Origin of the sequence: Deinococcus sp. QL22 (assembly GCF_023370075.1) — a bacterium.
GTDB lineage: Bacteria > Deinococcota > Deinococci > Deinococcales > Deinococcaceae > Deinococcus.
This window is the reverse complement of the sequence record NZ_CP097149.1, coordinates 1948879-1960563: the sequence shown is the minus strand read 5'-3', so window position 1 is coordinate 1960563 and position 11685 is coordinate 1948879. Positions and strand designations below refer to the sequence as shown.

The 11685-nt window shown below is 60.6% G+C and carries 12 protein-coding genes and 1 pseudogene; all 13 read right to left on the bottom strand.

Annotation, left to right across the window (positions count from 1 at the left end):
- The 13 genes and pseudogenes from rplC to M1R55_RS09675 all read right to left on the bottom strand — a co-directional run bounded on the left by rplC (window position 1) and on the right by M1R55_RS09675 (window position 11668).
- Complete coding sequence (rplC, locus tag M1R55_RS09735) at window positions 1-624, bottom strand: 50S ribosomal protein L3 (RefSeq protein ID WP_064015352.1); 624 nt, start codon at window positions 622-624, stop codon at window positions 1-3.
- A complete protein-coding gene (gene rpsJ, locus M1R55_RS09730) occupies window positions 621-944 on the bottom strand; it encodes a 30S ribosomal protein S10 (RefSeq protein ID WP_014685998.1) in 324 nt (107 codons plus the stop codon). The genes rplC and rpsJ overlap by 4 nt, the downstream gene beginning before the upstream one ends.
- Window positions 945-947: 3 nt before the next feature.
- Window positions 948-2164: pseudogene (tuf, locus tag M1R55_RS09725) on the bottom strand (elongation factor Tu).
- A 221-nt stretch (window positions 2165-2385) separates the two neighbouring features.
- The gene (locus M1R55_RS09720; protein WP_249391596.1) at window positions 2386-2913 is read right to left on the bottom strand and encodes an AAA family ATPase; all 528 of its coding nucleotides are present in this window, start codon (window positions 2911-2913) and stop codon (window positions 2386-2388) included.
- A gap of 11 nt (window positions 2914-2924) precedes the next feature.
- Complete coding sequence (locus M1R55_RS09715) at window positions 2925-3344, bottom strand: hypothetical protein (protein ID WP_249391595.1); 420 nt, start codon at window positions 3342-3344, stop codon at window positions 2925-2927.
- 108 nt (window positions 3345-3452) lie between these two features.
- Window positions 3453-3854: a hypothetical protein gene (locus M1R55_RS09710; RefSeq protein WP_249391594.1), complete on the bottom strand. Its 402-nt coding sequence runs from the start codon at window positions 3852-3854 to the stop codon at window positions 3453-3455.
- Window positions 3855-3961: 107 nt separating this feature from the next.
- Window positions 3962-6055 (bottom strand): elongation factor G, encoded by a 2094-nt coding sequence (gene fusA / locus M1R55_RS09705; protein ID WP_249391593.1) that lies wholly within the window; start codon window positions 6053-6055, stop codon window positions 3962-3964.
- A gap of 214 nt (window positions 6056-6269) precedes the next feature.
- Window positions 6270-6740 carry a 30S ribosomal protein S7 gene (rpsG, locus tag M1R55_RS09700; protein WP_019011246.1) on the bottom strand — a complete coding sequence of 157 codons (471 nt, stop codon included), beginning with the start codon at window positions 6738-6740 and terminating at the stop codon, window positions 6270-6272.
- A gap of 169 nt (window positions 6741-6909) precedes the next feature.
- Window positions 6910-7329, bottom strand: coding sequence for a 30S ribosomal protein S12 (gene rpsL, locus M1R55_RS09695; protein ID WP_026299016.1), 420 nt, complete (start codon window positions 7327-7329; stop codon window positions 6910-6912).
- A 345-nt stretch (window positions 7330-7674) separates the two neighbouring features.
- On the bottom strand, window positions 7675-8064 hold the full coding sequence (locus tag M1R55_RS09690; RefSeq protein ID WP_249391592.1) for a hypothetical protein: 390 nt from the start codon (window positions 8062-8064) through the stop codon (window positions 7675-7677).
- Window positions 8065-8125: 61 nt separating this feature from the next.
- On the bottom strand, window positions 8126-8608 hold the full coding sequence (locus M1R55_RS09685) for a hypothetical protein (RefSeq protein WP_249391591.1): 483 nt from the start codon (window positions 8606-8608) through the stop codon (window positions 8126-8128).
- Window positions 8605-10239 (bottom strand): phosphoglucomutase (alpha-D-glucose-1,6-bisphosphate-dependent), encoded by a 1635-nt coding sequence (pgm, locus tag M1R55_RS09680; protein ID WP_249391590.1) that lies wholly within the window; start codon window positions 10237-10239, stop codon window positions 8605-8607. Before pgm ends, M1R55_RS09685 begins: the two co-directional genes overlap by 4 nt.
- A gap of 316 nt (window positions 10240-10555) precedes the next feature.
- Complete coding sequence (locus tag M1R55_RS09675) at window positions 10556-11668, bottom strand: diguanylate cyclase (protein WP_249391589.1); 1113 nt, start codon at window positions 11666-11668, stop codon at window positions 10556-10558.
- Window positions 11669-11685: the final 17 nt, after the last annotated feature.

Genomic DNA, 11685 nt, shown 5'->3' with positions numbered 1-11685 from the left:
TTACTTGCCTCCCTTGGCGGCTTGGCGCAGCACCACGAGTCCACCGTTCGCACCGGGCACTGCGCCCTTCACGAGGATGATGTTCTCACTGGCACGCACTTCGACCACTTCGAGGTTTTGCACGGTGATGCGCTCCATCCCCATGTGGCCCGCCATTTTCTTGCCCTTGTACACACGGCCGGGCGTTTTGCGCTGGCCGATGGAGCCGGGGCGACGGTGCCATTTCTTGGAACCGTGGCTGGCCGGGCCACCCTTAAAGTTCCAGCGCTTCATGACGCCCTGGAAGCCTTTACCCTTGCTGGTGCCGGTCGCGTCGATCTTCTCGCCTTCAGCGAAAATATCCACGTTGATGGTGTCGCCGTCGGGGTTGAAGTCGCGGAATTCACGCAGGAAGCGCACGGGACTGACCCCGGCTTTCTTGAAGTGACCCGATGCGGGGCGGTTGACGCGCTTCTCGCTCTTGGGCGCAAAGCCGATCTGCACGGCCTCGTAGCCGTCACGCTGCGCAGTCTTGCGCTGCACGACGGGGCAGGGGCCAGCCAGAACAACCGTCACGGGAACGGCGCGGTCGCCCTTCCAGATCTGGGTCATGCCGATCTTGGTACCGAGGATGCCCTTGGTCATGCGCGGCCACCCACGGTCTTGATCTCGATGTCCACGCCCGTAGGCAGGTCGAGGGTCATCAGGCTGTCAATCGTCTTTTTGGTGGGGTTCATGATGTCCACCAGACGGTTGTGCGTGCGGATTTCGAAGTGCTCGCGGCTGTCCTTGTTCACGAAGGGCGAGCGCAGCACGCAAAAGCGGCGGATGCGGGTGGGCAGCGGCACAGGTCCGCTGACATCCGCCCCGGTGCGCCGAACCGTGTCCACGATTTTGCTCGCGGACTGATCCAGCGCCTTGTGGTCGAAACCACGCAGTTTGATACGAATCTTCGGGGCGACCATGATTTACTCCAGAACCTTAGCGACGACGCCGGCACCGACGGTACGTCCACCTTCGCGGATGGCGAAGCGCAGGCCTTCTTCCATGGCGATGGGCTTGATCAGTTCGACCACGAAGGTCACGTTATCGCCGGGCATCACCATTTCCACGCCTTCGGCGAGTTCCACCACACCGGTCACGTCCGTGGTGCGGAAGTAGAACTGGGGGCGGTAGCCACCGAAGAACGCGCTGTGACGGCCCCCTTCATCCTTGGACAGGATGTAGACGCTGGCTTCGAACTTGGTGTGGGGCTTGATGCTGCCGGGCTTGGCCAACACTTGACCGCGCTCGACGTCATCCCGGGCCACACCACGCAGCAACACGCCGACGTTGTCGCCGGCCATGCCGGAGTCGAGCAACTTGCGGTGCATTTCGATACCGGTAACCGTGGTCTTCTTGGTGTCGCGCAGGCCGATGATTTCGACATCGTCCTGAACCTTGACGATCCCGCGCTCCACACGGCCGGTGGCGACAGTGCCGCGTCCGGTGATGGTAAACACGTCTTCGACGGGCATCAGGAAGGCTTTGTCGGTGTCGCGCTCAGGGGTGGGGATGTAGCTGTCCACCGCGTCCAGGAGTTCCCAGATGTAGTCGACCCATTGTTGGTGCCGCGCTCCATCTTGGGGTTGGCGACCAGGGCGTCGAGCGCCTGCAGGGCGCTGCCTTTGATCACGGGCAGGTCGTCGCCAGGGAACTCGTACTTGGAGAGCAGCTCGCGCACTTCCATTTCCACGAGTTCGAGCAACTCTTCGTCGTCGACCATATCGACCTTGTTCATGAACACGACGATGTGGGGCACACCGACTTGCTTGGCCAGCAGGATGTGCTCGCGGGTCTGGGGCATCGGGCCGTCAGCGGAGCTGACGACCAGGATCGCGCCGTCCATCTGCGCCGCGCCCGTGATCATGTTTTTGACGTAGTCGGCGTGCCCGGGGCAGTCGACGTGGCTGTAGTGGCGCGCCGCGGTGTTGTACTCGACGTGGGCGGTGTTGATAGTGATGCCACGGGCCTTTTCTTCGGGGGCCTTGTCGATCTGGTCGTAGCGCTGGGTCTCGATGCTCGGATCAGCCGACGCTGCCGTGAAGGTGATCGCCGCCGTCAGCGTGGTTTTGCCGTGGTCGACGTGTCCAATCGTGCCCACGTTCACGTGGGGCTTCGTGCGCTCAAACGTTCCCTTTGCCATGATCTGTACTCCCTCCAAGAGGTGGATTCACACGCAAAACCGGCCCTTTGATCGGGTTTCCCCTGCGCATACCGCAGGGTTCGGGTGGTGTGTGCCCACATTGGGTTGATTCTCGCCAGGGCAGTGTCCCGCCATGCTGGCACGCTGCACCGGAACCGCGCGGATAAAACTACCCGCGAAAGCTCACGGCGCACCGACTAAAAATGCTACCAAAAACTTGGTCAAGGTTCAAGGCCCTCTTCATGCGGCGCTCGGACGACCGCCAGATCGACGATGACTCCCGGCTCATCCGTGTTCGGCCTTTCAAACCAACTCTCGAACAGAGCCAGACCTGCGGCATCTATCAGAAAGGTTCCTGCTTCTGCCGCTGCGTTCCGGGCCTCCAAGCGGCGCTGGAGTTCTGGCAAAGGCACATCCAGGAAGACGATCTGGCAGGACGCGCCCAGTTCTCTGGCACGTTGTCGGTACAGGTCGCGTTCGGCCAAGCGCCAGAATCCTTCGTCCAGCACCACATTCAGCTCCAGCCGCAGCAGACGGGCAGCCAATTCCCATTGCAGATCACGGATGACGGCCAGCCGGGCATCGAACACTTCTCGCGGCATGTGCTGACCAAAGAGCGGCACCATCCAGTCATCAGAGGACAGCCGGAGCGTTTGTCCCCCCCTCTCTGATCGGGCCTCCAATTGCCGGGCCAGCGTGGTTTTGCCGCTTCCGGGCAGGCCACATAACAGCGTCAGCGTGGGTGTCATCGAGCAACCTGCTACTTATTGGTGTAGGCCTGCACATCCTTGTCAAAGGCTCCGATGAGCATAAAGATGCCCAGCACGGTGCCGATGGGAAATAGCAGCAGACTCAGCACGCCGATGACGATGCTGGAGACTCGGCCCCAGCTTCGGCCTTCCAGTAGGGCGCGGCGCGTGAAATACAGCAGCAGCACGATGGCGGAGGTAATCGCGAAAGACACCCACAGCACTGTCGTGACCAGTTCGGGTGTCATGGGCGTCATGGCCGCGCCCAGCGTTTTCTCGACTTGCAGCACCGTTTCGTTGATGGTATCGCCGGAAAACGGCAGTGTCAGCAGCGATATAGCGTTGTAGATCAGCGCGATGAGCAGCGGCGTGGTCACGAAGGTCAGCCGAGAAGGGCGGGTCGCAGTGGGCGGGGGCGTAGGCAAACTCATCACGCCCAGCCTAGCCTATGGGGGATGTGCCGGTGAGGAGGTCGCCCGACTCCAAACGGAATGAGGCGGCCCAGCGGGTCAGCACGGTTTAGCGCCTGTGTTTACCGTTTACCGGCTGGCAAAGCTTTGCACGTCCGGGTCAAACGCGCCGATCAGGATCAGCACACCCAAAATGGTGCCGATGGGGAAATTCAGCAGGCTCAGAATGGCAATGACGATGGCGGCGACTCTGGCCCAGCCTCTCCCCTGCCCCATCGCCCGGTAGGTCAGAAAAGTAAATGCTGCCCAGGCCGCCGCAATAACAAAACTCACCCAGAGTGTCGCCCCTGTAAAAACCCGCAGCAGGCTCAACTGATCTGCAGTGATGCCGCTGGTCGGATCGGTGGCCGCCTCGCTCGTGATGCTGTTAATCAGCGGAGCCAAGAAAGGCAACACGGCCAATCCCAACAACTGCAAAATGAACATGATCAACAGTGGCGTGGTGACCCAAGACAGTTTTTGCGGCTTCATGGCGTCAAAGTAACATGCAGTAAGAAGGGCACCGGCGCAGAATCATCAAAAAGCCCCCACCAGTTAAGGCAGGGGCTTTTTATCTAGACTGAGCTAGAGCTTGGTGTTTACTTCTTCATCAACTGCTGAGCAATGTTGTTGGGCACCTGGCTGTAGTGGGCGAAAAACATGGAATAGCTTGCGCGGCCCTGCGTCATCGAGCGCATGTCGGTGGCGTACCCGAACATTTCGCTGAGGGGAACGAAGGCACGGACGATCTGCGCGTTGCCGCGTGCTTCCATGCCCTGAATCTGACCACGGCGGCTGTTGAGATCGCCGATGATGTCGCCCATGTAGTCGTCAGGCACGGTCACTTCGACGCGCATGATGGGTTCGAGGAGAGCAGGTGCGCCCTTCTGAACGGCTTCCTTGAGGGCCATCGATCCGGCGATCTTAAACGCCATTTCGGAGGAATCCACTTCGTGGTAAGAGCCGTCGTACAGGCTGACTTTCATGTCCACCACGGGGAAGCCCAACATGGGGCCGCTCTGCATGGCTTCTTCGATGCCCTTCTGGGCGGGGTTCACGAACTCGCGGGGCACGGTGCCGCCCACAACGGCGTTCTCGAAGATAAAGCCTGCACCGGGTTCCAAGGGCTCGGCCTTGATCTTGACGTGACCGAACTGGCCGCGTCCACCCGACTGACGAACGAATTTGCCTTCCACGTCTACGGCGCGGGTGATGGTTTCGCGGTAGGCCACCTGAGGTGCGCCCACGTTGGCTTCCACTTTGTACTCGCGCTTGAGGCGGTCTACGAGGATTTCGAGGTGAAGCTCGCCCATGCCCGAAATGGTGGTCTGGCCGCTCTCCTGATCGGATTCCACGCGGAAGGTGGGATCTTCTTCGGCCAGCTTCTGAAGGCCAATGCCCATTTTTTCCTGGTCGGCTTTGGTCTTGGGTTCAATCGCCAGCTTGATCACGGGCTCCGGCACGTCGATGCTTTCCAGCAACACGCGGTCATCGCCGTCGCCGATCAGGGTGTTGCCCGTTCCGGCGTCCTTCAGCCCGATCACTGCGCCGAGTTCGCCTGCACGCAGCTCGGTCACTTCTTCACGGCTGTTGGCGTGCATACGCAGCAAACGGCCCACGCGGTCGCGCTTTTCCTTGGTGGCGTTATACACGTAGCTGCCTGACTGCATGGTGCCGGAGTAGATACGCACGAAGGTCAGGCGGCCCACGTAAGGGTCGGCCATGATCTTGAACGCGAGGGCGGCCAGTTTGCCGTCAGGGTCAGCGGGGAACTCGACCGTCTCTTCGCTGTCTTCGAGCTTGCCCTTGATGGCAGGCACTTCGAGCGGGCTGGGCAGATAGTCCACCACAGCGTCGAGAAGGAGCTGCACGCCTTTGTTCTTCAGGGCGCTTCCGCACAGCACAGGGAAAATGCGCTTTTCGATGGTGCCTTTGCGAATGGCGATGACCATTTCTTCAACGGTCGGCTCTTCGCCTTCCAGGAACTTCATCATCACGGTTTCATCGACTTCGGCAGCCGCTTCGATCAGTTGGGCACGCATTTCGCGCACTTTGTCCATGTACTGCTCAGGAATATCGGATTCCGTGATGTCGGTGCCGAGGTCGTTGGTGTAGGTGTGGGCACGCTGGCGAACGAGGTCGATGATTCCCTTGAAATCGCTTTCCTGACCCATGGGGTACTGGATAGGCGCGGGGATGGCGCCCAGACGCTCTTTGATGTCGCTCAACACGAGTTCAAAGCTTGCGCCGGTCTTGTCCATCTTGTTAGAAAACGCGATGCGGGGCACGCCGTAACGGTCGGCCTGACGCCATACGGTTTCGCTCTGAGGCTCGACGCCCTGAGAGGAGTCGAACACAGCCACTGCGCCGTCGAGCACGCGCATGGAACGCTCGACTTCAATGGTGAAGTCCACGTGTCCAGGCGTGTCGATGATGTTGACCGTGTACTCTTCGCCCGTGGCGCTGTGCTTCCACTTGGCGGTGGTGGCGGCAGCGGTAATGGTGATGCCGCGCTCGCGCTCCTGTTCCATCCAGTCCATCGTCGCTGCGCCGTCGTGCACTTCGCCGATGTTGTGCGTGCGTCCCGTGTAGTACAGGATGCGCTCGGTGGTGGTGGTTTTGCCTGCATCAATGTGCGCGGCAATCCCGATATTGCGGAAGTGGTGAAGGTAGGTCTGGGATTTGGTGGTCATAAGACTCCCTGATTCTGAAGGGCAACGTGTCACGTCACCGCAGTGTTAACACAATTCTGAATTGATCCAAGTTTAAGCCATAGGGGTCAGTGAAGTGGATCAGGGCTGACTGCTGGTACAGATCGGTAAAAAAAGATGGAACAGCGAGGCTGACGCGCCGCTGTCCATCTTCGTCCCCGTTTGAACCGCCTCGCAGCGGCGCAAGGGTGGGGTATTACCAGCGGTAATGCGCGTAGGCGCGGTTGGCTTCCGCCATGCGCTCGATATCGTCTTTCTTCTTGATGGCTCCGCCACGGCCCTGTGCGGCGTCCATGATTTCACCGGCGAGGCGCTCGATGGCGGTGCGCTCGGGGCGACCATCCACGGCGCTGATCATCCAGCGGAGGGTGAGGCTTTGCTGACGGCGCACGCTGACTTCGACGGGCACCTGGTAGGTGCTGCCACCCACGCGGCGGCTACGAACTTCAACGCGGGGCTTGATGTTGTCGAAGGCCTGCTTGAAGACCTTGAGGGGCTCCTGACCGGTGCGCTCCTGAACGAGGCGGCAGGCCCCGTAAAAGATGCGGCTGGCCAGGTTCTTCTTGCCGTCTTCCATGATGCGGTTGATGATGGCGCTGACCAGGACGTCCTGATAAACAAGATCGGGCTGGATCGGGCGCACTTCTGCTTGGCGGCGACGTGCCATGTTGACTCCTTAAAAGCGCCTGTAATCAGGCAAACTGAGAGTGGAACTGAAACTGCTGTATTGGCCTCACCTCTGGCATAACGCCGAAGTAGAGGGGCGGCACCTGCACAAAAAGAACCCGGTGGGCGGAGCTGCAAAGTCACCCTTGCGCTTCTACACCCGGTGGGGATTACTTCTTCTTGCCGCCGGTGGCCGGTGCGCCCTTGCCAGCCGCGCCCGCTTTGGGCTTCTTGGTGCCGTACTTGGAGCGGCTCTTGTTGCGGTCTTTCACGCCCTGAGTGTCGAGGCTGCCGCGCACGATGTGATAACGCACACCGGGCAAGTCCTTCACACGTCCGCCGCGAATCAGAACTACGCTGTGTTCCTGAAGGTTGTGGCCTTCGCCGGGGATGTAGGCAGTCACTTCGAACTGGCTACTGAGGCGCACACGGGCAATCTTACGAAGTGCCGAGTTGGGCTTTTTGGGCGTGGTGGTCTTAACGACCGTGCACACGCCGCGGCGGAAGGGGCTGCCTTTGAGGGCAGGAACTTTGCTCTTCTTCTGAAGCGCGGTGCGCCCCTTACGAAGCAGTTGCTGGGTGGTAGGCAGGGTAAATCACTCCTCTGTAGAACCAGATCAAACTTCTGAGATTGCGTGCGTGGAGTCCCGCCCACTCCTGGGGGCAGGTTCGGGTTGGCTGTGGGGCCTGAGGTGATCTGCGCGTACTTAGACGGGCCGCTGGCTTGGAGAAGCCGTCAGCATCGGCCTCCTTGCAGGGCCAAACATTCGTAAACCGCGCGTGCCGAGAAACCCCCCGGTGCAACCCTGTACCGAGGCAGTTTTCAACCGAAGTAGCATAGCGCGAGAAGGGGCAGGGGCGCAAGGCGTGGTCTAACTCAGTGTGGTGAGCATAAGGCTGTGAGCAGAGAGGTCATATAAAGCAGCTTTTAAAATTTAGAAATCGCGCTCCATTTCAACGATTCGCTGCTGACTGAATCTGTGTACCCAACCGTCTTCAGGATCGTATTCAGCTTCAAGTGCGTCCGTAAAGTCGTAGGGCGATCTTTCTACCCCTTCTTCCTCTACCTTCAGCAGAATCCTGTCCAGCCGCTCGTCAAGCAATTGTAAGACTATCCTTAAAGTCTCGTCTACGATGCAAGGTAAAAGAGCCGCAAAAGCCTCTTTGGAATCATCACCTATGCCTTGATATATGCCATTAATAAATTGTCCATACTTTCCACCCGGCTTATCTGAAGTGTATCTATCGTAGTTAGATATAGTTGCATCCCTTGCATCCACAAATAAACGTCCAATTCTATCTAGGACTGCATCCGATACATCCATCACATCTCCAATGCAAAACAGAGTGTTTTAACTTATTACTTGCCTGCAATCCGTCTACGCTTCACCCTGCCGCTTCCCCCACGCCCCCTTCTTCATCCACCCAGATCTTCGCCGCGCCGAAACGCACCTCCAGTTTCAGGCCCGCCAGATACGCCTGCAAATAGTCGGGCAATTCGGCCACGGTGAACGGCGTGCGGGGCGCGGCTACCAAGCGGTACAGGCCCACTTCACCCGGAATGTGGTCGTACACGTAGGCTCCCCGGCGTTGGGGCGGCGTCAGGTGTTCGTCGAAACCGCCCGCTGGCGCGTTGGGTTCCTCGGTTTCGGGGCGAACGTCGATCCAGACGTGCAGGGCTTCCAGCAGTTCCTCGGAAGCGAGGGCGGCGGCGGGAACGGTGGGATCGCCCGCCGCGAGGAACTGGGCGACATGGCCCGCCTGGTCAGCAGCGAACCAGTCGAATTCCACATCCGTAATTTCCTCGCGGGTGATGATGGTGTGCGTGCTGAGGTCGGGATTCACACTGAATCTGTCTGTTTTGGTCATACAGACCCCAAGGCCGCCGAAACTACCTTGCGGGCTTCTTCCATCACCGTTTGCAAATGATCCGCGCCCCGGAAGGATTCGGCGTAGATTTTATACACATCCTCGGTGCCGCTGGGACGGGCCGCGAACCACGCCTGATCGGTGGTGACCTTGAGGCCGCCGATGCCTGCGCCGTTGCCGGGAGCGCGGGTCAGCTTGCCCGTAATCGGGTCGCCGCCCAGCGTGGTGGCCGTGACCTGTTCAGGGGATAAGTTGCCCAGAACCTTCTTTTGTGCGGCGTTGGCGGGCGCGTCCTGACGGTCATAGGCGGTTGCGCCGTATCGCTCCGTCAGGGCAGCAAAGCGTTGCCCCGGCGTCTGCCCGGTTTTGGCGGTCATCTCGGCGGCCAGCAGGCCGGGAATCAGGCCGTCCTTGTCGGTGCTCCACGCGCCGCCGTTCATACGGAGAAAGCTCGCGCCCGCCGATTCCTCGCCGCCGAAGCCGAGAGAGCCGTCCAGCAAGCCTTCCACGAAGTATTTGAAGCCCACCGGAACCTCCACCAACCGCCGCCCGATACCCGCCGCCACACGGTCTATCAGCGCACTGGACACCAGCGTTTTGCCGATGCCCGCATCTGCCCGCCAGCCGGGGCGATTCTGGAACAGATATTCGATCATGACGGCGAGGTAATGGTTAGGATTGAGAAGGCCGGACGCCGTGACGATACCGTGACGGTCAGCGTCGGGGTCATTGCCGATTGACACGTCAAAATCGTCTTTCAGGCGCAGCAGGCTCGCCATCGCGTAGGGGCTGGAGCAGTCCATTCTGATCTTGCCGTCGCGGTCTACGCTCATAAAGGCGAAGCGCGGGTCAACGGCAGTATTGACAATCTTGAGGTTCAGGTTGTATTGCGCCTGAATCGCTTCCCAGACGGGTAAACTGCTGCCGCCCAATGGATCAATGCCGATGTGGACGCCGCTCTGGCGGATGGCGTCCAAGTCCACCACTTCGGGTAGTTGATCCACGTAAGGCGTGATGAAATCAAACGTTTCCAGGGCTTCCATCGCCTCGGTCAGGGTCACGCGCTTCACGTCGCGCAGGCCGTTTTCCAGAATGGCGTTGGCGCGGGCCTGTACCACACCCGTCACGTCGGTATCGGCGGGGCCGCCGGACGGTGGGTTGTACTTGAAGCCGCCGTCTTGGGGAGGATTGTGGCTGGGCGTGATCACGATGCCGTCGGCGAGGCCGCCCACACCAGCGCGGTTGTGGGCCAGAATCGCGTGACTGATCAGGGGCGTGGGCGTAAAGAATCCGGGCTGCACGCACACGCGCACGCCGTTGGCCACCAGCACTTGCAGCGCTGTACTCCACGCGGGTTCGCTGAGGGCATGGGTATCGAGGCCCATAAACAGCGGCCCCGTGATGCCCACCGACACACGGTGTTCGGCCACCGCCTGCGTAACAGCCAGAATGTGCGCCTCGTTGAATGACCCGTTGACACTGGTTCCCCGGTGCCCGCTGGTGCCGAACGCCACGCGCTGGAGGGGATCGGCCACATTCGGGCGGGTTTCGTAGTAATGCGCTATCAAGCGCGGGATGTTGGTCAGCAGGGATTGCGGGGCGGGGAGGCCAGCCAACTTACTGAGGGTCATACGTCAGTTTAGGACAGAGAAACCCTCTGAGGCTTTGGACACACTTCAAGAATGTCTTCAGCACGGTGAGCCACCACGCAAAACGTCCCGCCCTCCTCCTGTTACCCTACAGCCATGCGGGAATTTTTGAACGACTGGTGGAGACTGCTCAAGCTGATCGTCGGCTCGCTGGCTATTCCAGTGGTGCTGTGGCTGCTGCTGGTCTGGGCCGGAGTGCTGCGCTAAAAGCCTGATGTGGGGCAGGGGTCTGAGCCGTGAGTCTTGGCCCACAACTTTTTCCCCACTGCCGGCTCACCACTTCCTCCTCACAAATGCTCTAGGCATCTGGGCGCTGCTTTCCCGGCAGCACGGGTGGGTTGCCAAATTGCGTGCGGCGTAACTCTGCCATCTTGATGTCGTTGCGGCCCTGCCGCTTGGCGGCGTACATGGCGGCGTCGGCGCGGGTCAGGATGTCGTCGGGATGGTCGCCGGGCCGGGCGGTGGCGACCCCGAAACTGGCGGTCAGGCCGTCGACTGCGCCGTAACGCTGTTCGCGCAATTGGGCACGCAACAGGTCGAGCATGGCCCGCACCTGCAAAGCGGGCAGCGGGGGCAACACCAATAAAAACTCCTCGCCGCCCCAGCGGGCTGCCAGACCCTCTGAGGGGAGGTGGCTGCGGGCCGCGCTCGACACGCCCTTCAGCACCAGGTCGCCCGTGGCGTGGCCGTGCTGATCGTTGACCGATTTAAAGTGATCGAGGTCGAACAGCACCAGCGTGAACGGCTGTTTGCGGACGTAGAGGGCGGTCAGATGCTCCTCTGCGGCGCGGCGGTTGGCCAGTCCGGTCAGGGCGTCGGTGTAGGCAGCGGCGCGGGCGGCCAACAATTGCATCCGCTGAAAGCTGAAGGTGCCCTGCACAGCCACCATGACGCCGCCGACCAGCAAAAATTGCACCACCGCGCCCACCAACCGGGGATTTGGGCCGGCCTGCAACATGCTGTACAGGTGCCCGCCACTGATCAGGGCAGACAGCCCAAAAAGTGCGCCCGCCACGACCACAGCCCGGCGAGTCGGAAAGGTCAGGAAGGCGGCGGCGTACAACACCGGAAACCAATACGTGTTCTCGCTGAGGTTGTTATGTATGGGCACAAAGACCCGGAATTGTTGGTGCAGAGCCAGTAAAAGGTAGATGGACGTTGCGATGTAAATGGTGCGGAACGCCAAGCTGAGGCTGATGCGGCGCAGGGTCAGGCCCAGATCGAGCCCCACCAACATCAGGGCCAGCAGCGGCAAGGCCACTTTGTCCAGCGGATCGAAATCGGGGGCCTGTACCCACAGGGCCGCGCCCACGCTCACCGTACCGAGCAGCGTCAGCACCAAAAACATCCGGCGCTGCGTCAATATCCAGCGTTCGCCTTCGGAAATGGGCAGAGGGCGCACCGGCTTCATGCGCCTCCAGCCAGAGC